Consider the following 25834-nt stretch of genomic DNA (forward strand, 5'->3'; position numbering starts at 1 on the left):
CGAGGACCCGACTACTGTATTCGGCCGACGAAACGTGCTTGAAACACACGTACACAAACACGTGTAGGTACCACCGATAACTTTCGGAAATAGGGTTTAGGATGTAAATATAACAACTGAATTTAGGCGATCGGTTGGGGATAGCTAAAACCTCGTTCAGAAAATATAAGATGGTTCGGTTTGATTCATAACTGTTATGGAACGACGAACCTTTCTCACGTCAGTTGGGGTGGGAGCAACCGCGGGAATGGCCGGGTGTTTAGTTGACAACGGAGACGGTGACGACGAAGCGGATGTCACTGTTGGCATCGTCTACTCGACCGGGGGGCTGGGCGACGAATCGTTCAACGACATGGCGTACTCTGGCATCGAAGACGCCGAATCAGACTTCGATATCGACTACCAGGATGCCGAGCCGGATACCGTCGCGGATATGAACGATATGCAGCGGCAGTTCGCAGGGGACGAGGATATCGACCTGGTCTGTTGTATCGGTTTCGACCACGAAACCGATCTGATCGAGAACGCCGATGAATTCGACGACCAGCGGTTCGTCATTATCGACGCAGTTGTCGACGCCGATAACGTCGACAGTTACGTCTTCCGCGAACACGAAGGGTCCTTCCAAGTTGGACATCTCGCAGGGCTCCTGACCGAGACCGAATACGCACACGCTGGCGGCGAAACGAACCCCGATGACTCCATCGTCGGATTCGTCGGTGGCGAAGAGACATCGCTTATCGAGCGATTCGAGGCTGGCTACATCGCCGGTGCAGAGTACGTGGACGACTCTATCGAAACACCGTCCGCGTACGCCGGGAGCTGGGACGATCCGTCGACGGGACAGGAGATCGCAAACGGGATGTACGAAGACGGCGCGGATGTCGTCTATCACTCCGCGGGCGGTACCGGTGGTGGCGTCTTCGAGTCGGCCCAATCGTACGAACGGTTCGCGATCGGCGTCGACGATGACCAGTCACTGAGCGCCGAGGAATCAAGCGATGTCATCGTCGCTAGTATGATCAAACGCGTCGATAACGCCGTCTACGACTCGATCGAATCCGTGGTCGAGGACGAGTTCGAGGGCGGAGATACCAACGACCTCGGTCTCGAGGAGGACGGCGTCGACGCGGTTATCGGACAGGACTTCGAGGACGACCTTCCCGACGATATCGTCGACGCACTCGAAGACTCCCGCCAGCAGATTATTGACGGCGATATCGACGTCCCGGACAACCTCGACGATCTCTAGATTCAGATGAACGTTGACGACGAGTCATCAAATCGTACACGAACTGGAAACCTCGCCGTCCATCTGGACGGAATTACGAAACGGTTTCCGGGAGTCATCGCGAATGATGATGTCGATTTCGAAGTCGAGTCGGGGACGATTCACGCGCTCATCGGCGAGAACGGTGCCGGAAAGACCACGTTGATGAACGTTCTGTACGGGCTCTACGAACCGACCGAGGGGTCCGTGTGGATCCACGGTGAGCGACGCGAATTCGACGGCCCTCGCGACGCGATGGAGGCCGGAATCGGGATGATCCACCAGCACTTCATGCTCGTGGACACGATGACCGTCGCCGAAAACGTCGTCCTGGGCGACGAGCCAACCAAGTGGGGCGGACTCGCAACCGACCGAAAGAAAGCTATCGAGGAGACGAAAGCGCTTGCAAAACAGTACGGCTTCGACCTGGATCCGACCAAACGTATTCAGGATATAAGCGTCGGAGAACAACAGCGCGTCGAAATTCTCAAGACCCTTTATCGAGGATCCGACATCTTGATTCTCGACGAACCGACTGCGGTGCTTACGCCCCAAGAGGTCGATGGATTGTTCGGCATTCTCGAGGAGCTGATCGCCGAGGGGAAGACGATAATTTTCATCACGCACAAACTCAGCGAAGCGTTGCACGCGGCAGACGACATCAGCGTCCTCCGGGACGGCGAACTAGTGGACACCGTTTCGGCCGAAAACGCATCACGCGAGGATCTCGCCCGGATGATGGTCGGCAGAGACGTTCTGCTTGAGGTAGACAAACCGGATGTCGAGCGCGGCAATCCGATCCTGGAGGTCGAGGAAGTGACCGTCGAGGATGAGCGGGGCGTGACGGTGGTCGATGGAGTCGACTTCAGCGTCCACGAAGGTGAAGTGATCGGAATTGCCGGAGTCGACGGCAACGGTCAATCCGAACTCGTCGAGACCATCACGGGCCTTCAGACTCCCTCCGATGGATCGATTACGTTCGACGGGACGGAGATTACCGACGTATCGCGCGCCGACAGGATCGGAATGGGAATGGCATACATTGCCGAGGACCGCCAAAAGCGAAGTCTCGTCATGGAGTATGAGCTCCGTCGAAACGGAATTCTCGGTTGTCAACGTCTCCCGGAGTTTTCCAACGGGTGGCGGATCGACTGGGAAAGCGCCGAAGATTACGTCGACGACGTGATCGACGAGTACGACGTTCGACCGCCCGACCCGTCGGCCGAAGCGCACTCGCTTTCTGGTGGCAACCAACAGAAGTTCATCGTCGGCCGCGAGTTCGAGCGCGATCCGTCGCTCGTCATCGCATCGCAACCGACTCGAGGCGTCGACATCGGAAGCATCGAGTTCATCCACGATCGATTGTTGGACCTCCGAGCGGACGGAAAAGGGGTGTTGCTCGTCTCCTCGAAACTCGAGGAAGTCAGGCGGCTCTCGGATCGGATTGCGGTCATGTACGACGGCGACATCGTTGGTATCGTCGATCCGGCGGACGTTTCCGAAGAGGAACTCGGCCTGCTGATGGCCGGTGAACGACCGACGGGTATGGACGTCGACAGTGCTCGAGTTCGGAGGCGAGAATCCGCATGAGCAGACTACCAACGAGCATCAGCGCGGCGCTCGATCGACTCGTCGACGCCTCGCCGGTCGAACGGATCGTCATCAGTATCGCCTCGCTTCTGTTCGCGGTCGCCGTCGGAGCGGTTCTCGTACTCGTCTCGGGATTCGTCACCGAGTGCGACGACCCGTTCGTTCTCTTGCCGGGGGTCGGCTACGGCTGTTACAACCCACTCGAGGTGTACTGGACGATGCTCGAGGGCGCGTTCGGCTCCTCGAGCGGGATCGGACGGACCTTACAGGAGACGACACTGTTGCTGTTTACCGGACTCTCGGTTGCTGTTGCCTTCCGGGCCGGACTGTTCAACATCGGAACGCAAGGTCAGATGGTTCTGGGCGCACTGGCGACTGCACTAGTCGTGCTCGAACTCGGCCAGCTCGTTCCGCAAAACGTCGTCGGCATGGTCATCGTTATCCCGGTCGGAATCGCCGCCGGGGCGCTTGCCGGCGGGATCTGGGGAATGATCCCGGGGCTGATGAAAGCCTACGCTGACGCACACGAGGTGATCACGACGATCATGCTCAACTTCATCGCGACCGGAGTCGCGTTATATCTTGTCCAGAATCATGTTGGTGATCTGACGTCAGACTCGGTTCTGACCGAGACGATCCCCTCGGTTGCTCGATTCCCGACGTCTATCAGCGACTCTCGGTTTTCGATGTACGCGCTGATCGGCGCGTTACTCGTCGCGGTCGGGATCTCCCTGCTGTACACGCGGACCATCCTCGGCTACGAACTACGTACGAGTGGCATTCAGGAGACCGCCGCCGAGTACAGTGGCGTCAACGCCAAACGAAATATCGTGACCAGCATGACCCTTTCGGGCGCACTCGGTGGCGTTGCCGGTGCCATTTACGTCATGATGGTCCAGTACCGCTGGCAATCCGGCATCCCAGCGCTCGGGTTCGACGGAATCGCGGTCTCCATTCTCGCTGGAAACAACCCGATCGGCGTTATCCCTGCGTCGCTCCTTTTCGGCGGCCTTAAAAGCGGGAGCGTCGCGATCGATCTCTCACTCGGCGTGCCGAACGAACTCGTCGACGTGCTTCGCGGACTGATCATCCTCTTCATCGCGATGCCCGAGTTCTTCCGAATGCTCGGCAAGTGGTCCGGATTCGGGTCCGACCCGGTTGGGGCAAGCGGAGGTGAAGAGGCGTGAAGAAACCGACAATCGAAATTTCCAGGCGGGATGCAATGGCTCTCGGAGCCGTTTTCGTCGGACTGTTCATCTTCGCCCTCTGGACCGTCGGCCTCGTGGGTTCGTCGTCCATCTCTTCGGCGTTGCGACTTACGGTTCCCATCGGGTTCGCCGCGATGGGCGGTATCTTCGCCGAAAAAGCCGGAGTCATCAACATCGGACTCGAAGGCCTGCTCATCATCGGTGCCTTTGGCGCAATTGCAAGTCTGTACGCGCTTTCAGTTACCCCGATCGGCGCGAGCATTTGGCTCGCGTTCGCGTTCGCGGTCGTCGCAAGCACGGTGGTCGCACTGCTGTTCGCGATCGTCTGCATCGAATTCAAGGCCGACCAGATCATCGCCGGGCTCGCAGTCTGGTTGATCGCGCTCGGGTTCGCCCCGTTCGCGAGTTACATCATCTGGGATCAGACGAACAGTCCGAGCGTCGGCTCGTTCTCCGCATGGGCGATTCCCGGTCTCTCCGACCTCCCGGTAATCGGCGGTCTGTTCGTCGCGACGCCGCCCGTGATACTGCTCATTATCGCGGTTCCCGTCTCGTGGTACCTCCTCAATCGAACCACGTTCGGGATGTGGATCGAGGCGAGCGGTGAGGACCCGAAATCGCTCGATACGGCGGGAGTCGACGTTCGGAAGGTCCGATACGCCGGCGTTCTGCTTTCGGGCGTCTATTGTGGAATCGGCGGGGCCGGAATGGCGCTCACGGTCGGCCAGTTCGTCGGGAGCGGCGACACGATGATGGACGGCCGCGGGTTCATCGGACTCACGGCGTACCTGATCGGCAACTACAATCCGATCGCGGCGTTCTTCGCGTCGTTCCTCTTCGCCGGTCTCGAGGCCCTCCAGATCCAAGTTCAACAGATCGCCGGATTCGACGTCTCCTCGAGACTCATCGGGATAATCCCCTACGTCACGGTACTCGTCGTCCTCGCGTTCGTCGGGAAAACTCAGATGCCCTCGTCCGCCGGTGACCACTACGAATCCGACGACTGAGTGACTCCGCTCTTGTTCTGTCGTTCGCCCCGTTTCGACCCGATTTTCGTTTCGGCCTTCAGTTTCCGTTCGACACTCGAACCCACGATCCAGCGATGCCAGTCGACTCGTCGAGCCGACTGACGATACGGACCGAAAATACACCGCTCGAGCGTCTTCGAAGCGTCGTCAAAAATGCTCTCGGAGATAGACCTTGGTTTCCGGAAATAGCGCCTCGAGACGCTCGAGTTCCGCTTCGGATGCGGTTCGAAGCCGTCCGACTCGCTCGAGGTCGCGTGCGGAACGGGTCCCGACCAACAGCTGTGAGAGCGCGCCGATATCGAGTTCGGCGTCAGCCTGACCACTGGTTCGTTCGCAGGTCGCCTCCCCTTTCGCAACCTCGAGTTCGAAGCACCCGTCGTTCCACTCGACTAGCGGATCAGAGACGGAAAGCGTTAGTCGGCGGGTCGTTCCGGACGATTCTGCGACCGGATACGTGACCATCGAAAGCGCCGATTCGACGTCCACGATGCGGACCATCGGTCCCGTTTCGACGGTACAGTCGACGGCCTCGGGTTTCGGCGTGAGATCGAGAAGCTTCGAATCCACGGGACCGGGTAGCTCGACCGTCTCGACCTGCGAATCGTGCGTGTGACAGAACGAGAGAAGGGAGAGAAACGCGTCGTGGTCGTCGAATACCATCTCCTGGACGGCCATCGTTCGGGACTCCCATTCGCCATCGATCGTGTACACGAGATACCCCGAAATTGACCCATCGCGTTCGAGCGCGTACACGAACGGGTCCGTGCCGTGATTGGAGAGGATGCGATGTCGCCACCACGCCTCGTCTCGCTCGAGCGTGAGAGCGTACTCGCTCGAGTGTCGTCTATACACGTCGTCAAGCGATCCGTACGAATCGGAACCGACGGCGACGAAATCCGGGTCGTCGACCGCCGCAGTCGCGAACGCGAGCGCGGCAGGTTCACAGTCGTAGCTCATGCGATCGTTGGCCGTGTCCCAGCCGTACTTCCGGTAGAAGTCGTACTGAAACGGCCAGAGAACGGACACGGCCCGGTTCCGGTCTCGATACTCCTCGAGCGAACACTCGAGGAGTTTTCGAACCAACCCCTTCCGGCGAGATTCCGGGGGAGAGGCGACTCCCGCGAGTCCGGCGACTGAATGGCGCTCGCCGCGAACGTTCGCCTCGAGCCAGTACTGTCGACAGACGACGAGCGGGTCCTCGTCGGATTCACCTTCCCTGTAGAGGCCGCGAGACGATCCCAGATTGAACCGCGGCGTGTCGTGCTCTTCCGAATCGTACTCTACCGGACCCTTCTGCGGGGAGAACGCGTAGTTCGTGTACTCGAAAAAGACCCGCTTGTGTTCGTCCGGAAGGGGACGATAGTCGACCATACGCTCGCAAACGGGCCGGAAAATCAATAACGTGGCGAATAGTCAAATCGGTTACGAGTTATCGATGGGCGCGACCTCGTCGCGTTCCTCGAGAAACGCCTCGATCCGATTCAGCGCTTCCTTGAGATCCTCGAGACCGGTCGCGTAGGAAACCCGGAGATGGCCTTCAGCGCCGTCACCGAACACGTCGCCCGGAACGGCCGCGACGCCCTGGTCGTGCAACAGTTCCTCGGCGAACTCCTCTGCGGTCCATCCCGATGGAACTTCGGGGAAGACGTAAAACGCCCCCTTTGCCTCGAAACACGCCATGCCGATCTCACGAAACCGTGAGAGGACGAACCGCCGCCGCCGGTCGTACTGATCGACCATCTTTCGGACATCGTCTTCGCAGCTATCGAGCGCCTCGAGGGCCGCGTACTGGGGCGTCGTCGGTGCCGAAAGCATCGTGTACTGGTGGATCCGGTTCATCGCGCCGATCGCCTCGGCGGGGCCGAGCGCGTAGCCCAGTCGGAGCCCCGTCATCGCGTGGGCCTTCGAGAACCCGTTGAAGACGATGGTTCGCTCGCGCATCCCCTCGAGCGACGCGATAGAGGTATGGTCGGTGTCGTCGTAGGTGAGTTCCGCGTAGATTTCGTCGGAAAGTACCGTCAGGTCGTGCTCTCGAGCGAAGGCGGCGATCGGCTCGAGATCCGCCCGCGTCATGATTGCTCCCGTCGGATTGTTCGGGTAACAGATCACGAGCACGTCCGCGTCTGCCGCGCCGGCGCGTTCGAGTTCCTCGACGGTGAGCCGAAAGTCGTCCGCTTCGCGGGTCGGAACCGAAAGCACTTCGCCGCCGGCGAAGATGACGCCGGGTTCGTAGGAGATGTAGGACGGTTGGGCGACCGCAACCGTATCACCGGGGTCGACGATGGCTCGAAACGCCAGGTCGACGGCCTCGCTGGCTCCGGCCGTCACGAGTATCTCCTCGTCGGCACCGTACTCGAGGTCGAAGCGCTCGACGTATCTCGAAATGGCTTCGCGAAGCTCGCGTTTTCCGCGATTGGCCGTGTAGGACGTCTTGCCCTGCTCGAGGGAGGCGATAGCCGCGTCTCGAGCGGCCCAGGGGGTCGAAAAGTCCGGTTCGCCGACACCCAGCGAGATGACGTCGTCGCGCTCCTCGGCGATTTCGAAGAACCGGCGGATCCCGGACGGCCCAACCGATTCGACGCGGTCAGACAGCTCGATCGTCATGGGGATACCGAGAGTCTATCGTCGTCGTCGCCGTCGCCGAGCTCGATTCCGTTTTCCTTGTAGGAGGTCATCACGTAGTGGGTGACCGTCTGGGTGATCTCGGGGACGGGTGCGACCTTCTCGCTGATGAATTGGGACACCTCGCGGATGGAGTCCCCTTCGACCTCCATATCGAAGTCGTAGTCGCCGCTGACCAGTCGCAAGGCGGTTACTTGCGGAAACCGCGCGAGACGCTCCGCGATGTCTCCGTAGCCGGTTTCGCGGTCGAGCATGACGTTCAACTCGACTTCCGCGCGGACCCGCTCGTCCTCGAGTTCGTCCCAGTCGACGACCGGCTGATAGCCACAGATCACACCTGCCTCCTCAAGTGACTCGATCGTCTCTTCGACCGCCGACTCCTCGAGGTCGGTCATTCGCGCGATATCCGCAGTGCTGTATCGCGCGTTCTCACGGAGCAACTCGAGAACCTCGCGTTCGCTCATACGGACGGATGCATGAGCGCGAGTAAATTTCTTCCGGACTCGTGTCGGTCACTCCCAAACGCATCGGCCAAGAGCCGGCCTCGCAAACTCGTCGGTCAGACGGTCACCAAATCACGAAGACCGGAGACTATCGATACTTCTTGAAAAGAATCGCCCGAACGTCGTCTTTCGTCTGGACCTCTTCGGTCGATCCATCCGGGAGTTCGACGCTGTAGCGATGGTCGCCCGACGACGATTCCTCCCACTTGTCGTCGTGGGTCTCGAGCAGACTCATCATCTCGTCTAACATATCGTCGTCGTCGGCGGCACCACCGCTTTCGTCGTCGGCGTTTTCGTCGCCGTCGACCTCGCCGGCCCCTTCCGCCTCAGCTACGTCTTCAGCTCCGTCGCCTTCACCACCTTCGTCGCTACCGTCGGCTTCCGAACTCTCATTCGCTGGCTCTGCGTCCGAACCTCCCTCTTCGGATTCGTCGTAGGAAACCTCCTCGAGGTCGTCTAACTCCTCACCATCCTCGATCGGTTCCGTCGAGACATCTGCCGCTTCGAACTCGCCGTCCATCTCGAGGTCCCCGTCGAGATTGTCGATCAGGAACTGCACGGCGTCTTTCTCGCGAACGTGACCGTATTTGCCGACGACCTGTTCCGAAATTTCCTCGCGGAGATGCTGTACGAACGCGTACTGCTCGTCCGTGACCTCGAGTGACTTCATACGACATGGATGTTGCGGGGGGTACAAATAGGTGAGTCGTCGCGGCCCCCTCGAGACTCGTCTTGCGTCGGCCCCCTCAATCTCGTCTTGCTTCAAGATGGCGGCGGCGAACCCGATACTTAAGGGTCGACGGATGAAACCCACCGGGTATGGTCCTGAAAGAGTCCGAGACAGAACTGGACGAAGGTGACGCCGCGCCCCCGTTCGAACTCGAGGGTGCCGACGGAGCCACGCATACGCTCGAGTCGTTCGCGGAACACGAGGCCCTGTTGGTTGTCTTTACCTGTAACCACTGTCCGTACGCCAAAGCCAAGTTCGATCTGATGAACGACCTGGCAGAGGAGTACGACGATGTTGCCGTCGTCGGAATCAACCCCAACGACACCGAAGAGTATCCCGAAGACTCGCTCGAGAAGATGCGCGAGTACGCCGCGGAGGGCCCGATAGACTTCGACGCCTACCTGCGAGACGAGAGCCAGTCGGTCGCCGCGGAGTACGGCGCGGTCTGTACGCCGGATCCGTTCCTCTTCGAAAGCAGTGACGGGGAGTTCCGACTCGCCTACCAGGGACGCCTCGACGATGCGATGAACCCCGAGGACGAACCGACCCGGTTCCACATTCGCGAGGCCATCGACGCAATCCTTGCCGGCGAGGATGTCGACCTCGAGTGGAAGCCCTCGCAGGGCTGTTCGATCAAGTGGGTCGAGGAATAGCTGGGAGCCGTCCTGTTCAATCGTCCGGAACCGTTTCGTAGGTTGATCTTCTCAGGTAGTCGTCAGCTCGAGTAGCCATTCGATCGCCACGAAACCCTGAAGATAGTAATGTTCAAGCTCTGGGGGGATAGATCCGTGGCTATGACTAACCAGGGATGGCGACTCTTCGGAATTCTTGGCGGTGCGCTCGGGCTTCTCTCGCTGGTGTTTCCCTATCTCCGGGTCACCGAATCGGTCGGCGGCTTCGGGACTCGACAGACGGAGTACACGCTTCTCGAGGTGCTCTCCGAGGTCACAGCGCACGGCGATCCGGAAGCGGTCTACGGGGTCGTCCTACTCGTCGTCGGCGGGTCGCTGCTCGCACTCCTCGGAGCGATCGTCTCGAGCTGGCTCGTTTCGCTGGGCGGCGTTATGCAGGGGTTGGGGGCAGGCTCGATCGGGTACGTGGTCGCGACCGAGCGCGTCGTCTTCGCGGCGGGGATCGGTTCGGCGGAGATGGAACCGCGACTCGGCCTCTACGTGATCGGTGCCGCTGCGATCGTATCCGTCCTCGCGGTCGCCGCCGAGTGATCGCGCCACGTCCCGCTGCCGGCATCTCGACAGCGTTCGAAACACCTGCCAGAAGCGCGGGCGTTAAGCCGCCGGGCGCACAACTCGAGTCCATGAGTCTCGAGACCATGCAGCCGAATCCGACGTGGGACGCCCCGTCCTACGAGGAGACCGTCGATACGCTCGAAGCGCACAACGACGAACTAACCTACAAGGTCTGGGGCGGCGACTGGTGTAAGGACTGCCGAAAGCTTCTCCCCGACTTCGGCGCGGCCCTTGAGGCCGCGGACGTTCCCGAGGATCGCATCGAGGAAATCGCCGTTGACGAGGACAAACAGGGCCCCGGTGTCGAGGAGTACGACATCGAATACATCCCGACGGTCGTCGTCGAAGACGACGACGGCGAGGAGGTAACTCGCTTCGTCGAATCCGAGGATCGACCGCCGGCTGTCTGGCTCGCCGACCAGCTCGAGGCGACGCTCGAGACGGCAGAATAACGTTCGGAGAGCGAACAGCGCATATTCTTGTCCGTTCGTGTCCGATCAACATCCACAGCCAGGAGCAGTGCCGTCCGAGGACAGTCGAAGAAATCGGTCGACGTTCTCCGATCCGAGGATTAAAACGGCACGTTCTCGTCGTCGATACCGCCAATTTCGCCCGTTGGTTGTCGATCTTCCAGATACTCGAGGGCCTCGTCGATATCCGTCGTCGGCGGTGAACACGCCCGGTCTCGACAGACGTACAGCGTCGGTTCGCCGTCTCGGGCCTCCCGACCCGCCCAGATCGCCGGCGGCTCCTCGAGGTCGAGCCGATCGAGCCACGTTTCGAGTTCCTCGTCGGTCGACGGCCGTCGAGCGAGGAGTCGGTCGGGAAGATACCGTTCGCCGAGTCGGTCTCGCCACGCCTCGGGCAGCTCCGAGGCGGCAACGGTGAGCTCGAGGAGGCCGCTTTCGAGTCGATCCGCGGCGAGACAAAGCGTCGCGTACTGGAGCGGATTAGACTCGATCGTCGCCGCGTGAGTCTCGAGCGTGGTCGCCGCGATTTCGCCGAAGCCCGAGTCGGGAGCTGCCACGTCCTCGAGCGCGAGCAGGGTCTCGACGGCGACGCCCGTCGAGGAGGGCGTCGAACTGTCGTCGAGTTCCTGGGGCCGGGTCACCAGCGACTCGCCGCTTTCGGGGGTGTAATACAGCGTTTCTTGTTCCGCGTCCCAGAACTCGTCCTCGATGGTCTCTGCGAGCTCAAGCGCGAACGCGAGGTGCTCGAGATCGCCGGTTGCTTCGTAGCAGTGGAGGGCTCCGCGGGCGAGGAACGCGTAGTCCTCGAGGTAGCCCTCAATGGCAACGTCACCGTCTTTGTACCGTCGGGAAAGCCGCCCTGTTTCCTCGTCCCAGAGGGTTTCGCGGGCGAACCCGAGGGCGTCGGTCGCCGTCTCCGCGTGGCCGTCCTCGCCGAGCACGAGTGCGGATTCGGCGAACGCCGAGATCATCATCCCGTTCCAGCCCGCGAGGATCTTCTCGTCGCGGTTGGGTCGAGGGCGTTGCTCACGCGCGTCGTAGAGAGTCTCGAGGGCTTCCTCGAGTCGCCGTTCGACCTCGTCTTCGGACAGCTCGAACTGCTCTGTGAGTTCCGCCGCGGTCGCGGTCCGGTTCAGCACGTTCGATCCCTCGAAGTTCCCCGAGGAGGTGATGTCGTATCCCGCACAGACGAGTTCCGCGGTTTCCTCGTCCTCGAGAACCGCCTCGACTTCTTCGGGTGTCCAGACGTAGAACACGCCCTCTTCCTTCTGGCCGTCCTCGTCTCTGCTCTGGGCGTCGAGCGTGCTGAAGAAGCCGCCGTCGTCGTGGGTGAGTTCTCGTTCGACGAACTCGAGCGTTTCCTCGACGATATCGGCGTAGCGCTCCCTACCGGTGAGCTGGTAGCCTGCGAGCAACGCCCGCGGAATCTCGGCGTTGTCATAGAGCATCTTCTCGAAGTGAGGAATCGTCCAATCCCGATCGACGCAGTAGCGGTGGAAGCCGCCGCCGACGTGGTCGTAGAGGCCGCCCTCGACCATGGCGTCTAGGGTCTCCTCGAGTACCTCGCGGTAGCCGTCGCGATCCGATCGGTCGGCCGCTCGAGCGAGGATGTGGAGCCGAGCGGGCTGGGGGAATTTCGGCCCGTCGGAGCCGAACCCGCCGTACCGACGATCGGTGCTTCGGAGCGCGCTCTGGGCCGCGCTCTCGAGGGTATCGCTCGAGGGTGGTGCGGATTCGCCGTCTCCGACGCCTCCACCCGTTCGGTCGGGACCCGCCGTCTCCTCGAGTTGATCTTTCGCCGCGGCGGTCCACTTCTCGGCACGGTTCTCGACCTCCTCGCGATCCTGATTCCACGAGCCGCTCGTCTTCTCGAGGAGGTCCAGAAAGCCAGGCATGCCCCGCTTTTCCTCCTTCGGGAAGTAGGTTCCGACGTAGAAGGGCTTGCCTTCGGGAGTCAACCACGCCGAGAGCGGCCAGCCTCCCCGGCCCGTCACAAGCTGGGAAACGGTCATGTAGACGCTGTCGACGTCCGGGCGCTCCTCCCGGTCGACCTTGATCGGGACGAAGTTCTCGTTTAGCACCTTGGCGACCTCCTCGTCGGCGAAACTTTCCGACTCCATGACGTGACACCAGTGACACGCCGAGTAGCCGACCGAGAGGAAGATGGGTACGTCGTGTTCCCGGGCGGCCTCGAGGGCCTGCTCGTCCCACGGTTGCCAGTTGACGGGGTTGTCCGCGTGCTGGCGCAGGTAGGGGCTCTGTTCCTCGGAGAGCCGATTGCGCTCGGTTGGTTGGGTCATGCCTCGACGTAAGCCCGGGAGCTGTAAAAACACGGCGGGCTTGCGGATATCGCGATGCTCAAATCACTCATCTCGAGATATGAGTGATTTCCCGTTTCTGGCGCGCTCTCGAGGCGTCCGAGCCGTCAGTGGCGAGGACGCCTCGTTCCTTCGCAAGGGGCGAGTGAGTGAGTCTACGAACGAACGAGTCGGCTGGGGAGTACGAGGTGCGAACGAAGTGAGTACCTCGATGATTCGAGCGGGGAACGAAGTGACCCGTGAGCCGTGAGGTCGTTGTGGGCGGGATCGAAAGGGGCCGATCCGGCCGGGGCTTTCCGGACGTAAAATGCGGTTCAGTACGATCCGTGAGAGACGAGCTGACTCGAGACCGTTCAAACGAGTCCGAGAAGCGAGAGCCCGTAGACGGAGGCGACGACCAGCGCGACCGTCCAGAGGGCGATGCTGATCGTCATCCAGCCGGCCACGTCTCGAGCGCGACTTCCCGCCGCAAGCGCGACCAGCGCGGCGATGTGAACGCCGGTCAGGACGACCCCGCCCAGCGAGAGTCCGGGGAGTCCGTACCGCTCCCACACGCGGCGGGCTCGAGCGTACCGGTCGCTTCGCTCTTTGGGCGGCGCGTCGCGGCGGCTGGCCCACCAGTTCGCGATTCGTTGCTGGAAGAGAATTAAGACGTAGACCGAGGCGACGTTTCCCGCGAACGCGAAGACGCCCGTCAGAACCGGGTTGAGCCCGATCCCGATCGCGACGGGGATCACGAAGAGGATTTCGATGACGGGTATCGCGGCGAACACGAATACGAGGAGGTACTGCAGGAAGCCGGACGCTTCCTCGAGGTTCGTTCCGACGTCGATCAGCAGTGGAAGGAGGGTCATTGTGAGTCTCGGCGGGGAGTTCGATTCGACGGTAGGCGGGGGAAGTACTCTATCCGTCTAAAGGACGCACAGAATTCAAATAGTTGACGCAATCGGCGCGTTGATAGCCGAGTTAGCGCTTCACACGGGCGTGCTCGAGAAACGAGAACCCGTCTCGCTCGTCGCGCACGAGTTCCTCCCACTCGCCGTCGCGATCCCACTCGGGAAAGTGCGTATCGCCGTCAGGCTCGTCGTGGATTTCGGTAACGACCAGCCGATCGAGTGCGGGGAGGAGCTGCTCGTAGACCGTCGCCCCGCCAGCGACGAACGCGCGCTCGGTCCCGCCGTGGCGCTCTCGAGCCGCCGTTTGGGCCGCCTTGAGCGCGTCCTCAAGACTATTGGCCACGACGGCGTTTTCGGGCGTCTCGAGATCCCGACTCGTCAATACGATCGTCGTGCGCCCCGGGAGCGGTTCGCCGAGCGCCTCGAGGATTCCCTCATAGGTCACCCGGCCCATGATGATCGGGTGATCCATCGTCGTCTCCTTGAAGTGTGCCAGATCCTCGGGAACGTGCCAGGGCATGTCGCCGTCCTTGCCGATGACACCGTTTTTAGCGACGGCGACGATGCCGACGAGTTCGAGTTCGGTCTCGAGGCTTCTGCCGTCAATTCCGCCACACCGTTTCTCATTCCCGCTCATTCGGCGACCGCGAACTCGAGTCCGTCGTGGGACTCGTAGTCCTCGAGCGAGACGTCTTCGGCGGTCAGTTCATCGATCGACGCGTCGGCGACCTCGAGCGTCGGGCGCTCGAGTGGCTCCCGAGCGAGCTGCTCGAGTAGCCCCGGCACGTGGTCGAGCCGTTCGTCGCCCTCGGACTCGTCGGGAGCTTCGGCCTCGAGCCACGACTTGACCTCCCGGAAACCTTCGCGGTCGTCGACGTTGGCCAGGCGAGATTGAAGCGTCTCGAGGTTGTCTGCGTACCAGTTCCCCCGATCGCCCCGACCGCAGTAGACGTGCGAGTCGACGACCGTGTGGGCGAAGGTACCGGGTTCGAACCCGGTCTGATTGGCGATCACTTTCGTCAAAAGCGCGTACGCGGCGATGTTGAACGGAACACCGAGTGCAACGTCGCCCGAGCGCTGTGTGAGGTGACAGTTGAGCCGGTCACCCTGAACGTTGAAGACGTAGGAGTAGTGACACGGCGGCAACGTCGAGACGGCGGCGTTGGCGGGATGCCAGGCGTTGACGACGAGCCGACGCGAGTTCGGGCTATCCGAAAGTGTATCGACGACGTACTGAAGCTGATCGAATGTCCGCCGACCGTCTGCCTCCTCGCTAACCCAGCGGTGACTTTCCTCTGGCCAGGACTCGCCCTCGAGTTGGCTCTTCTCAGCTGGAATCGGATACCGACGCCAGAACCGGCCGTAGGCGGTGTCGAGTTTGCCTTCCTCATCGGCCCACGCGTCCCAGATCTTCGTCTCCTTGCGGAGGTTCTTGATGTGTTCCTCACCGGAGAGGTACCAGCAGACCTCGTGGATCATCGAGTTCCACCGGTAGCCGTCCATCGCTTTGGTCGTCAGCAATGGATACCCCTCCTGTAGATCGACCTCGTAGTGCTCGCTAAACGACGAAATCGTGTCGACGCCGGTTCTGTTCGGCTTGTGTGTCCCCTCCGAGAGAACCGAATCGACTAGCTCGAGGTACTGACGCATTATACATTTGTCTCGACTGGGACACCATAAAATCGCCTCGATTCTGCCGGTCGCTCGCGCCGAGTCGCGACCGCGGACGTTCGGGTCGAATACCCTCCACGGGTCCACTCCGGTTTTCCCCGCGAATCGCTTCCGTTGAGCGGTTACTCCGTTTCGTCCTCGGCGTTGACCGCGTCGTCGATTGCCCCGAGAAGCCGACTCGATCCGCTCTCTCCGGAGTAACTCCAGGAGACTTCTCCGTCTCCATCGATCACGATTGTCTCGGGCAAGCTCACGGCGTCGTAGTAATCGCTGGCCACACCGCCTTCGTCGATCCCGAGGAGCCACTCGCCGTCGGTTTCCGTCTCCCACCACTCGGCCAGTTCCTCGTCGGTATCCGCCGGTCCCCTCGTCCAGTCGTTGACCGTGAGAAACTGGACCGAATCCGTCGTCACTTCGGCGAACGCCTCGGACATGTCGGAAACTTGCCCCTCGCTGGTCGGACACTGGGTTCTCGAAAAGCTGACGACGAGTATCGTGTCCTCTTCGGGGATCGTACTCTCCCCACTCTCGCTCCCGCGGGCGTCGATCGTTCTGATATCGAACGGCGGACTCGGGCCGGAGCCGCTCGTCTCGCTTTCCGATCTGTCGTCGTCCGGATCCGAGTCCGAACCGTCGTCGAGACACCCGGCGAACGCCGCCAACGCTCCTACTCCCATCGCCGTCGAAGCGCGGAGATACTGGCGACGAGCGACACCGGACCACCCACCGTTTCGAGGTTGCGGGGATCGAGTGGCTCGCCCGCTCGAGTCTTTCGCCGGCCGATTCGGATCCATGTCGAAACATTGGCCCCGGCTGAAAAAAGCGTGCTGGAGAACGGCCGTTAGTCCAATGCTCAATCGCTCTGTTCGCCTCGGCGGGCGCGAGACGGTCCACCCGGACTCGATATATACTGCCGGCTGTCCGTCGTTCACAATTCTTGACGCCCCGGGGTCCGAGAATCTTTCCATAGTTACAGCTGGCAGTATACTTTCACTCCGATCTCCAAACCCTCATAGTCGCGGGCGGCCTTCCGACCACCGATGCGTACTCGCGACGGCCCGCGCGTGCTCGTGCTCTCGCCATCCGTTCTCTCGAGTCGCTCGCTCACGGCCTTGCGAGACGCTCGAGCGTACTTCGAACCGGATATCGTGTTGGTCCACGGTCCGGAACGCGCGCCGCAAGCGGACGCTCGAGCGCGACACGCGTTCGACGTTCCGGTCGTCCACCCGCCCCTGATGGACGCCGCTGAACAAGTTCAACGGCATTCGATTCGACAGGGGGAACCGGACCGCTATTCGCTCCTCATCGCTCGCTCCGTCAACGGGCTTGCGGACGCCGAACCGACTCGATCCGACGCCGACCCGACCCTCGATCGACAGCTCGAGAACACGGATCCAGTCGCCGCTGTCGTCTGTGACGACGTGACGACGACGGTTCGGCCGACGGCGCTCGAGACCGACCTCTCCTATCGATCCCAACTGGCCGCGGCGCTTCCCGCCGGCGAGACGATGACCATCATGAGCGGCGGACTCGCCGCCGGATACGACGAGGTTTGGCGACTCGAGGCAGACACCGGTGCCGTGTTGGGAGTCGGAACCGAAGGTGATGACGCGATAACGACGCCACATCCGTCCACCGAAACCGCCGTCGGCGTTCGAATCGTCGGAATCGGCCCTCGAGAGGGGTACGGAACGGCGGGATCGATTTCGGCGGTAACTCTCGGCTCCGCTGATCGGCCCGAATCCGGGACTGCAGATACTACCGAATCCGGTTCAGCCGACGTGACCGATGTCGAAACGCTCTCCGCGGACGCCTTCGGCCTCGAGGCCGTTTCCGGAATCGGACCGAAAACCGCCATCCGCCTCGAGAAGCAAGGCGTAACGACCAGAGCCGAACTCCTCGAGACGCCGATCGAGACGCTCTCGTCGATATCGGGTATTGGCCGCCAAACGGCACTGCGGATGCACCAGCACGCGCGGGTGCTCGAGTCGGGAGAACCGCGCCGCCTCTCGGACGAGCCGCTACCCGGCGGAACGCACCCTGGGTCGCCGCTGTGTCTCGACATCGAAACCGACGGACTCTCGCCGACGATCATCTGGCAGATCGGCGTCTACGATCCCGCGGTCGATGAATACCACGCGTTCGTCGAGCGATCGAGCCCGGAGGATCCCGGCCCAGTTCTCGAGCGCTTTTGCGGCTGGCTGTTCGGGGTTCATCCCGATCGGGCGCTCCTGACCTGGAACGGCTGGCGGTTCGATTACCGACACCTCGAGTCGTTTCTCAACCGATACGTTCCCAGATACGTCGACGCCTGGGACGGCGTGGCGAAGCTGGATCTCTACGGCTGGGCCGTCGGCAACGAGAACGCGGTGCTTCCCGGCCGGACGAACACCCTCGAGGACGTCTCGGCGGCGCTTGAGTACGAGGGGGCGGATACCGGCCTCGACGGCGCGCAGACGGCGGCGGCCTACCAGCGATTTATCCGAACCGGAACGGAACTCGAGTGGGATCGCCACGAGGCCTACTGCGAGGACGATTGCCGGGCGCTGTGGCACGTTTACGAACAGCTTCGAACCGCCCCCAAACCCGCTGTGGACCAAACAACGGCGGCAAATGATGGGACCGTTTCGACAAACGAATCGACGACCGCCGGCTCCCAGACCGGACTCGGTGATTTCTGATGGCAGGCCCGCGAAGCCGACTGATGCCGAGCGCGAGAGTACCGGATCACGCGAGTAATCGAACCGACGAGTATCCGAACCCATGACTAATAGCCCGCAGGAAACGGACGCGTCGCCCCTTGAGGGGCCGATAACCGGCGATAAGTTGCTCGAGAGCTTCCCGCGGTATCGCGACCCCGAGGATGTAACTGTCCTCGAGCGACCGGGCCGCGAGGCGGAAACGGTGTCGAACGAGGAGCTACTCGAGCCCGAACTCGCCGACCCGCTGGAACACGACTGTTACGTCCATCAGGCTGAAGCCCTCGAGGCGCTCGAGCGCGGCGAAAACGTCTGCGTCGCGACGAGTACGTCCTCCGGCAAAACGCGGATCTACGCGCTCGAAATCGCCCGGAACTACCTCGAGGCCAGACGCCGGTCAGCGGAGAACGAACGCGGCGACTCGACGGCCTACGTTCTGTATCCGACGAAAGCCCTCTCGAGGGACCAGGAGCGCGAACTCAACGATTTCTACGATCAATTAGGGCTCGACATCACGGTTCGAGTCTACGACGGGGACACCGAACGCGGCACCGAGCGACGCCAAATCCGGGAGGAGGCGGACGTGATCATCTCGAATTTCGCGGGCGTGAACACCTACCTCCACGACCACGATCGCTGGGCACGCTTTTTCTCCGCTTGCGACCTCGTCGTGATCGACGAGTCCCACACCTATACGGGGGTCCACGGAATGCACGTCGCCTGGATTCTCCGACGGCTCAGACGCGTCCTCGAGTACTACGGATCGGAGCCCCAGTTCGTCATGACGAGCGCGACGATCGGAAACCCCGGGGAGCACTCCGAGGGACTGATAGACGAGCCGGTGACGGTGGTCGACGAGGACGGCTCCCCCAAGGGACCCCGTGATATCGTCCTCTGGAACCCGCCGCCGAGGGAGCGCGAGGACGGGAACGCCGGTTCCGAAGACGGCGGCGAACGCGCGGACGCCGTTCCGGATGAGGGCGAGGCTTCCGACGCCGTCGAAGGGGTCATAGAGCGCGTTCCGGCGACCGTCGAGTCGCCAAAGCTCCTCTCGCACCTCGCGTACCAGGACGCTCAGACGCTTCTGTTTACACCCTCGAGAAAGCTCGCCGAACTCTCGGTCAAGCGAGCGAGCCAGCACCGACAGGACCGGCGTCGACACTACACGGACCCCGACAGGGGAAGCGCCATCGAACCGTACCACGCGGGTCACTCGAGGCGAAAACGCCACGGAACCGAACACCAGCTGAAAAACGGGTTGCTCGACGGCGTCGCGTCGACGAACGCCCTCGAACTCGGGATCAACGTGGGAGAGATGGACGCGACGGTCCAGATGGGGTATCCTGGCCAGCGCCAGTCGTTCTGGCAACAGATCGGCCGCGCCGGGCGGGGGACGGATCGCGCGCTGTCGGTGCTCGTCGCCGAACACCGAACCCTCGATCAGTACGTCGTTTCGAATCCCGATTTCTTGCTCGAATCTGCCGTCGAAAACGCTGTCGCGGACATCGGCAACGACGCGGTCTTCGCCCAGCACCTACTTTGTGCGGCCGACGAACTCGCCATTGACGAGCGGGATGTAGATTCGTTCGCCGACCGCGGGCGACTCGAGCGCGCCCTCGAGATGTGGCGACGAGCGGGGAAGCTGACGGGGGTTCTCGAAACGGGCGTTTCCTACCGCGGACCGCCGCGTCCACAGTCGACGATTTCGCTGTACGCGACACGCGGCGAGGAGTACGAGGTTCGACTCGCCGAAGGTGTCGACGAGAAACACGATCCGGAAATGGAGCCCCTCGCCCGCGAACGGGTGTACAGGGATTTCCACGAGGGAGCCGTCCGGCTCCACGAAGGTCGTCAGTACGAGGTCTGTGACGTGGTTCACGAGGGCCCCAAGCCCCACGTCACGGTGCGGCCGACGGACGTGGATTACTACACGGTCACCCAAAGCGACGTCACAGTACTGGACGCGGTCTCCCAACAGCGCCGCGACATTGGCGACTTTACACTCCACTACGGGCGTGGCCGGGTACTGGTCTATCACGGCACTTACGACGAAGTCGGGGTCCACGGCGGGAAACGGCGAGCGCAGGGCGTCCCGACCGACAACCCGCCGCTGTCGATGGAAACCCAACTGTGCTGGCTCGAGGTCCCTCGGGAGGTCGAACGGGAACTCGTCGAGAAGTATCGCGACTTTTCGGTTCCCGATCTCGACTCGGAGCTCGCCGAAACTCCACACCTCGGCTACGCCGCCGGACTCCACGCCGCCGAGCACGCGACGATCGGTGTCGCGCCACTCGAGCTCATGCTCGATAAACGCGATCTGGGCGGGCTCGCGACCCTGACGATCGATTCGCATTTAGATCGCGGAGCTGGAGAGGGGTCGGCGGAGAGCGCCGACGGCACCACCCAGTCAGCGGCGCCGGGCGACAACAAGCCGAAAAACCTCGCCGCTGCCAGGGCGACGGTTCGGGCGACCGCGGCCGAACTCGAGCGGACGCCCTCGAGCGGTTGGTTCATTTACGACGGCATCGAGGGCGGACTGGGGTTCTCGAAGGCGATCTACGAGAACTACGAAGCCGTCGCACGGCGCGCGCGAGAACACATCGCCGACTGCGAGTGCGGACGAGTCGACGGCTGTCCCGCCTGCGTGATGGACGAACAGTGTGGAAACGACAACCAACCGTTACATCGCGGAGCCGCTATCGACGTTCTGGACGCGTTGATCGGAGCCAAGGACGGGGTCGACCCTGACCCGGCCAGTTCGAACGAGACTACCGAGTCGGACGAGGGGCCAAAAGACTGGGACGATGACAGACGACCGCCGCTTTTCTACTCGTAGCGTGGTCAGCTCTCAGATTGCGTTCCTCCGAACTCTCAGATTGCGTTCATCCGAAAGGGGTAGCCGATCTGGTTACTCGTCCTTTCGGTCGATCGCCATCTCGTCGATGACCGTAATTTCCGTCCCCTTCTCGAGATCCGTCTTGGCTCGATCCGCGTCGCCGAATCCGGCACTGACAACTCGAGTAAGCGCCTCTTCGACGGTTTCGTCGATCGTCGTGATGTGGTCGTGATCGACCTCGAGAACGAAGCCGGTGGTGATGTTGGGCGAGGTGGGTAAGAAGAGCAACACCCGATCGTCTTCGGTGGTCTGTCCCGTTTTGAACGCGGTCATTCGGAACCCCTTCCAGGTCTCGAGCTTGACCGGCGTCTGTAGCGATTCGTTCTCGCCGATGGTCGTTTCGGTCGCCGTTTTCGAGGCGTTGTAGACCAGTCGGAGGCCGGGAACGCGGTTCGCGCCGTAGTCGATCAAATCTTCGAACAGTGCCCCCAGTTTCGTCCGCAGGAACGGGCCGAAGGCGATCATCAGGACGGCGAGAAACGTGAGAAACGTGATTACCCGAAGCAATCTGGCGATCTGTGCTCTGGCAGAGTCGCCGATACCGGGCAGAAACGGCTCGAGGAGGTCTGCGTTGATCACCACGCCCGGCGTGAGGTTCGAGATGAACGAATAGAGCAGATAACAGATGAACAACGTCGCGATAATCGGGCCGAGAACGATGAGCCCGCTGGCGAAGTCTCGCTTCCACGTGCTCATGGACTCCAGATCACGGGTGCGTGTACGCAACGATGTTGTTAGTATATTGTGATTGTTGTTTGTAGATTGTGATTGGCACCCAGATTGCGAAGCCGGGTCAAAGGGATATCCCGGATCGTGCTCTCTAAATTATCCACGCACGTGTATATTCTAGGCTCGAGAAAGAGCAACGCTTACAGGTTCGTGCGTCCGGCTATCGAGCATGCGCGAACACGTGCTGTTGATCGGCGGCGGCGGTCGCGAACACGCGATCGCTCGCGAGCTCGCGGGAAGCGACGTGAAACTGTCGGCCTGCGCGGGGAACAAGAACCCGGGTATCGCTCGGCTCGCATCCGAGTTCGAAACGCTCGAGACGACCGATCCCGATGCGGTCGCCGACTACGCCGAGGCGGTCGACGCCACCATCGCCGTCGTCGGCCCCGAAGCGCCGCTCGACGCCGGCGTTTCGGACGCGCTTGAGGAGGTCGGTGTCTACGCCTTCGGGCCGAAGCAGGCAGACGCAAAAATCGAGACGGACAAAGCCTTCCAGCGCCGGTTTATGGCGGAAAACGACGTTCCCGGCTGTCCCGACTTCGAAACGTTCGACGACATGGACGCCGCGTGCGCGTTCATCGACGAGTACGACGGCGACCTCGCGATCAAACCCGCCGGACTCACCGGTGGAAAGGGCGTGAAAGTCATCGGCGACCAGGTGACTCCCGAGGAGGGCAAGGAGTACATCCAGGAGTCGGAGTACGAACGGATCGTCCTCGAGGAACGGCTCATCGGCGAGGAGTTCACGGTTCAGGCGTTCGTCGCTAACGGCGGCCTCGAGACCGCTCCGGCGGTGCAAGATCACAAACGCGCCTACGAGGGAGACGAGGGACCGAACACCGGCGGAATGGGATCCTACAGCGACGCGACGGTCGACCTGCCGTTCATGACCGAACAGGACTACGAGGACGCCGTCGAGATCATCGAGGCGACGGTCGACGCCCTCGAGGACTACCGCGGCATCCTCTACGGCCAGTTCATGCTGACCGCCGAGGGTCCGAAGGTTATCGAGTTCAACGCCCGCTTCGGCGATCCGGAGGCGATGAACACCCTGCCGGTCCTCGAGACCGACTTCCTCGACGTTCTCGTCGCCGCTCGAGACGGGGAGCAGCCGCCGAACCTCGAGTTCGCCGAGCAGGCGACTGTCTGCAAGTACGCGGTTCCCGAGGGCTACCCCACGAACCCGACGGCCGGAGCGAAAGTGCAGGTTGATGAAGAGAGCGCTGGCGAGGCCTTGCTGTACTACGCGAGTGTAGACGAACGCGAGGACGGCATCTACACGACGACCTCGCGGTCGTTCGCTCTCGTCGGCGTCGCGGACTCGATCAGCGAGGCGGAGGAAATCGCCGAAGACGCGCTGGCCGTCGCCGGCGAGGAGGGGCTCCACATGCGCCACGATATCGGCAAACCCGAACTCGTCCAACAACGGATCGATCACGTCGAGGAGCTTCGAGGAGAGTAGGAACCGCGAACCGGATGCGTTGCGGGCCGTCACCGTCGTCGTCGCTATCGGTCTCTTCTCAGGAAATCAACGGAGGACCCACGCTGGGTGAATACTGTTCGAATACCCGATACGCATCTCGAGAGTATACTGCCGGCTGTAAGTCGTTCGGGATTCTCGCCGCCCCGGGGGGTGCGAGAATCTTCACATAGTTACAGCCGGCAGTATAACAACGACAGCGGAGTCGCCACAACTGATAGGCCGGCTTAGAGGACGATGCTCTTCTTGCGCATCATCTCGTGAATCGAGGCGTCGAGACCTTCGCGCCCGATTCCCGAGTCCTTGTTGCCGCCGAACGGAACGTCTCCAAGGCCGTGGCTCGGAGCACCGTTGATCCGAACCCCGCCGGCGTCGACGCGCTCTGCGACGTCCATCGCGCGGTTGTAGTCGCTCGTGAACACGGCCGCGTCAAGTGCGAGGTCGGAGCCGTTGGCGATCTCGAGCGCCTCTTCGCGGTCGTCGAAGGTCGTCACGACGGCGATCGGACCGAACTGCTCTTCGTCGATGAGCCGAGCGTCGTGGGGGACGTTCGCCAGGAGCGTCGGTTCGAAAAACTGGCTGCCGAGTTCGTCCGGAACGCCGTCTGGCGCGTGTCGACTGCCGCCTCGAATGAGATCCGCACCTTTCTCGACGGCGTCCTCGACGAGCTCTTCGACCCACTCGGCCTGATCTTCGGAAATGAGCGGGCCGAAGGCAGTGTCCTCGTCGAAGAGGTCTCCCGCCTGCCACGTGCTCATATTGTAGTCGATCTGTTCGACTAGCTCGTCGTGGACGTCTTCCTGAACGAGGATCCGGGAAACGGCCGAACACCGTTGGCCGGCGTACTTGAGCGATCCCGACGTGCAGGCACCGGCGACCTCCTCGAGTTCGGCGTCGTCGAAGACGATAGCGGGGGCGTTCCCGCCGAGTTCCATGTGGAGGTTGACCATTCCGCTTTCGCCCGCGACGTGTTTTCCGGCTCCCGAGGAACCGGTCATCGCGATCGCGTTGATGCGGTCGTCGCCCGAGAGAATGTCGCCGATATCGCTGGCTTCGCCGGGGACGAAGTTGAACGCGCCGTCTGGAATTCCGTCGACGTCCGCGATGACGTTCGCGAGGATCGCCGCCGAAATCGGCGTCTTGCTCGCGGGTTTGAGCAGAACGCTGTTTCCTGCCGCGAGCGCCGGAGCGACCTGTAACGCGGTCGTCGCGAGCGGGTAGTTGTAGGGCGTGATACAGAGAACGGAGCCGATCGGCTCGTGTTTGACGATTGCCTGCCAGCCCTCGTGACCCTCGGTCGACCCTTCGCGGAACTCTCCCTTGCTCACGATATTGCGGGCTTCCTCTGCCGCGCGGTCGAATCGCTCCGCGGCCGAACCGACTTCGCCACGCGCCGAGGAAATCGGCTTCCCGGCTTCCCGAACGATAATTTCGGCGAGTTCTTCCTCGCGATTGCGAAGCCCTTCGGCGATGGCTTCACACCACTTTGCACGCTCGACGACGGTCGTCTGGCGCATTTCGGGCTTGATCTCGTGTGCCGCTGCCAGTGCGGCACGCGCTTGTGTCGGGCCTGCCGCGGCGACTTTCGCGAACGTTCCGCCGTCTGCGAGGTCGGAGACGGAGAGGGTTTCTCCGGTCTCGAGCCACTCGCCATCGACGTAGATTCGCTCCGTCCGCTGTGCTGTCCTCGTTGCCATAGCGCCTAGTATGGCCTCCACCTTGAAAATATTTACTCAAGGGTGAAAAAACCGTAATCTGTCCGTTACAGTCAGTTCCGACGGGAGCTGTGCCGGATCGAAAGGAGAATTGAACAACTCGCAGTCGGTAATCAATAACATATGTTTCGGGTAACCAAAAAAATATTCTTTCATGGGTAAGCTTTAAGGTGTAGGATCATGTAGTACGAACTGAGATGAGCACCCAAAAGACCGTCCGACAGCAGGCAGATCACGTCGAGGAGAACGAGCTTCGCCTTGACCGTGAAAAGGCCGAACAGGTCGTCGACGCGCTGAACACGGAGCTTGCGAACGCGTACGTCCTGTATCATCAACTCAAGAAACACCACTGGGTCGTCGAGGGTGCGGAGTTCCTCGAACTCCACGTCTTCCTCGAGGAGGCCTACGAACACGCCGAAGAAGGCGCGGATCTCATCGCAGAACGCGCCCAGGCCCTCGGCGGCGTTCCGGTATCCGGACCGACGAACCTCGAAGAACGAGCAACGGTAGAGTTCGAGGGTGAGGATGTCTACGACGTCCGAACGATGTTCCAGAACGACCTCGAAATCTACGGCGACATCATCGAATCGATGCGCGACAGCATCGAACTCGCCGAGAACCTCGGCGATTACGCGTCGGCGGAGATCCTCCGCGAAATTCTCGTCGAAGTCGAGGACGACGCTCACCACTTCGAACACTACCTCGAGGACGACACGCTGGTCCTCGAAGAAGCGACCCACTAACAGTTGTTGGCAATGTGAT

23 protein-coding genes are annotated in these 25834 nt (G+C 61.7%); 12 read left to right on the plus strand and 11 right to left on the minus strand.

The window, feature by feature from the left end; genetic code table 11:
* Positions 1-196 precede the first annotated feature (196 nt).
* Genes ACYQ14_RS02160 through ACYQ14_RS02175 form a run of 4 tightly spaced genes read left to right on the plus strand, consistent with a single transcriptional unit; the run spans position 197 to position 5075 of the window.
* A complete protein-coding gene (locus ACYQ14_RS02160; RefSeq protein WP_459884370.1) occupies positions 197-1252 on the plus strand; it encodes a BMP family lipoprotein in 1056 nt (351 codons plus the stop codon).
* A 6-nt stretch (positions 1253-1258) separates the two neighbouring features.
* Positions 1259-2860, plus strand: a complete 1602-nt coding sequence (locus ACYQ14_RS02165; protein ID WP_459884372.1) for an ABC transporter ATP-binding protein — start codon at positions 1259-1261, stop codon at positions 2858-2860.
* Complete coding sequence (locus ACYQ14_RS02170) at positions 2857-4047, plus strand: ABC transporter permease (RefSeq protein ID WP_459884374.1); 1191 nt, start codon at positions 2857-2859, stop codon at positions 4045-4047. The genes ACYQ14_RS02165 and ACYQ14_RS02170 overlap by 4 nt, the downstream gene beginning before the upstream one ends.
* Positions 4048-4082: 35 nt before the next feature.
* Positions 4083-5075, plus strand: a complete 993-nt coding sequence (locus tag ACYQ14_RS02175) for an ABC transporter permease (protein ID WP_345782535.1) — start codon at positions 4083-4085, stop codon at positions 5073-5075.
* A gap of 168 nt (positions 5076-5243) precedes the next feature.
* On the opposite strand, the gene ACYQ14_RS02180 is transcribed toward ACYQ14_RS02175, so the two are convergent.
* The 4 genes from ACYQ14_RS02180 to ACYQ14_RS02195 form a co-directional block, all read right to left on the minus strand.
* Positions 5244-6467 carry a GNAT family N-acetyltransferase gene (locus ACYQ14_RS02180; protein WP_459884376.1) on the minus strand — a complete coding sequence of 408 codons (1224 nt, stop codon included), beginning with the start codon at positions 6465-6467 and terminating at the stop codon, positions 5244-5246.
* Between the two features lie 51 nt (positions 6468-6518).
* Entirely contained in the window at positions 6519-7700 is a 1182-nt protein-coding gene (locus ACYQ14_RS02185) for a pyridoxal phosphate-dependent aminotransferase (protein WP_459884378.1), read from the minus strand.
* Positions 7697-8182: an Lrp/AsnC family transcriptional regulator gene (locus ACYQ14_RS02190; protein ID WP_283837415.1), complete on the minus strand. Its 486-nt coding sequence runs from the start codon at positions 8180-8182 to the stop codon at positions 7697-7699. Before ACYQ14_RS02190 ends, ACYQ14_RS02185 begins: the two co-directional genes overlap by 4 nt.
* Positions 8183-8309: 127 nt before the next feature.
* Positions 8310-8891, minus strand: coding sequence for a hypothetical protein (locus ACYQ14_RS02195; RefSeq protein WP_459884380.1), 582 nt, complete (start codon positions 8889-8891; stop codon positions 8310-8312).
* Between the two features lie 149 nt (positions 8892-9040).
* On the opposite strand from ACYQ14_RS02195, the gene ACYQ14_RS02200 reads away from it, so the two are divergent.
* From ACYQ14_RS02200 to ACYQ14_RS02210, 3 genes are all read left to right on the plus strand, one after another.
* Positions 9041-9604 (plus strand): thioredoxin family protein, encoded by a 564-nt coding sequence (locus tag ACYQ14_RS02200; RefSeq protein ID WP_459884382.1) that lies wholly within the window; start codon positions 9041-9043, stop codon positions 9602-9604.
* A gap of 141 nt (positions 9605-9745) precedes the next feature.
* On the plus strand, positions 9746-10174 hold the full coding sequence (locus ACYQ14_RS02205) for a hypothetical protein (RefSeq protein WP_459884385.1): 429 nt from the start codon (positions 9746-9748) through the stop codon (positions 10172-10174).
* A 92-nt stretch (positions 10175-10266) separates the two neighbouring features.
* Positions 10267-10650, plus strand: a complete 384-nt coding sequence (locus ACYQ14_RS02210) for a TlpA family protein disulfide reductase (protein WP_459884387.1) — start codon at positions 10267-10269, stop codon at positions 10648-10650.
* Positions 10651-10769: 119 nt separating this feature from the next.
* On the opposite strand, the gene ACYQ14_RS02215 is transcribed toward ACYQ14_RS02210, so the two are convergent.
* Complete coding sequence (locus ACYQ14_RS02215; protein ID WP_459884389.1) at positions 10770-12968, minus strand: thioredoxin domain-containing protein; 2199 nt, start codon at positions 12966-12968, stop codon at positions 10770-10772.
* 79 nt (positions 12969-13047) lie between these two features.
* Between ACYQ14_RS02215 and ACYQ14_RS02220 the strand changes: the two genes are divergently transcribed.
* The gene (locus tag ACYQ14_RS02220) at positions 13048-13236 is read left to right on the plus strand and encodes a hypothetical protein (RefSeq protein ID WP_459884391.1); all 189 of its coding nucleotides are present in this window, start codon (positions 13048-13050) and stop codon (positions 13234-13236) included.
* Between the two features lie 103 nt (positions 13237-13339).
* Here ACYQ14_RS02220 and ACYQ14_RS02225 read toward each other — a convergent pair whose 3' ends face one another.
* The 4 genes from ACYQ14_RS02225 to ACYQ14_RS02240 all read right to left on the minus strand — a co-directional run bounded on the left by ACYQ14_RS02225 (position 13340) and on the right by ACYQ14_RS02240 (position 16347).
* Positions 13340-13840, minus strand: coding sequence for a small multi-drug export protein (locus tag ACYQ14_RS02225; protein WP_459884393.1), 501 nt, complete (start codon positions 13838-13840; stop codon positions 13340-13342).
* 112 nt (positions 13841-13952) lie between these two features.
* A complete protein-coding gene (locus ACYQ14_RS02230) occupies positions 13953-14519 on the minus strand; it encodes a dihydrofolate reductase (RefSeq protein WP_459884396.1) in 567 nt (188 codons plus the stop codon).
* Complete coding sequence (gene thyA / locus ACYQ14_RS02235; RefSeq protein WP_459884399.1) at positions 14516-15532, minus strand: thymidylate synthase; 1017 nt, start codon at positions 15530-15532, stop codon at positions 14516-14518. Before thyA ends, ACYQ14_RS02230 begins: the two co-directional genes overlap by 4 nt.
* A 143-nt stretch (positions 15533-15675) precedes the next feature.
* Positions 15676-16347 (minus strand): TlpA family protein disulfide reductase, encoded by a 672-nt coding sequence (locus ACYQ14_RS02240; protein ID WP_459884401.1) that lies wholly within the window; start codon positions 16345-16347, stop codon positions 15676-15678.
* Between the two features lie 246 nt (positions 16348-16593).
* Between ACYQ14_RS02240 and ACYQ14_RS02245 the strand changes: the two genes are divergently transcribed.
* Both ACYQ14_RS02245 and ACYQ14_RS02250 read left to right on the plus strand, forming a co-directional pair.
* Positions 16594-18234, plus strand: a complete 1641-nt coding sequence (locus ACYQ14_RS02245) for a ribonuclease H-like domain-containing protein (RefSeq protein WP_459884404.1) — start codon at positions 16594-16596, stop codon at positions 18232-18234.
* Positions 18235-18316: 82 nt separating this feature from the next.
* The gene (locus tag ACYQ14_RS02250; protein ID WP_459884406.1) at positions 18317-21088 is read left to right on the plus strand and encodes a DEAD/DEAH box helicase; all 2772 of its coding nucleotides are present in this window, start codon (positions 18317-18319) and stop codon (positions 21086-21088) included.
* Between the two features lie 72 nt (positions 21089-21160).
* On the opposite strand, the gene ACYQ14_RS02255 is transcribed toward ACYQ14_RS02250, so the two are convergent.
* Positions 21161-21844 carry a DUF502 domain-containing protein gene (locus tag ACYQ14_RS02255; protein WP_459884408.1) on the minus strand — a complete coding sequence of 228 codons (684 nt, stop codon included), beginning with the start codon at positions 21842-21844 and terminating at the stop codon, positions 21161-21163.
* Between the two features lie 202 nt (positions 21845-22046).
* On the opposite strand from ACYQ14_RS02255, the gene purD reads away from it, so the two are divergent.
* Positions 22047-23339: a phosphoribosylamine--glycine ligase gene (gene purD / locus ACYQ14_RS02260; protein WP_459884411.1), complete on the plus strand. Its 1293-nt coding sequence runs from the start codon at positions 22047-22049 to the stop codon at positions 23337-23339.
* A 245-nt stretch (positions 23340-23584) separates the two neighbouring features.
* On the opposite strand, the gene ACYQ14_RS02265 is transcribed toward purD, so the two are convergent.
* Positions 23585-25054 (minus strand): aldehyde dehydrogenase family protein, encoded by a 1470-nt coding sequence (locus tag ACYQ14_RS02265; protein WP_459884414.1) that lies wholly within the window; start codon positions 25052-25054, stop codon positions 23585-23587.
* A 215-nt stretch (positions 25055-25269) separates the two neighbouring features.
* On the opposite strand from ACYQ14_RS02265, the gene dpsA reads away from it, so the two are divergent.
* Positions 25270-25815, plus strand: coding sequence for a DNA starvation/stationary phase protection protein DpsA (dpsA, locus tag ACYQ14_RS02270; protein ID WP_459884416.1), 546 nt, complete (start codon positions 25270-25272; stop codon positions 25813-25815).
* The last annotated feature ends 19 nt before the right edge of the window (positions 25816-25834 follow it).

The sequence above is a fragment of the Halostagnicola bangensis genome (genome assembly GCF_054653435.1).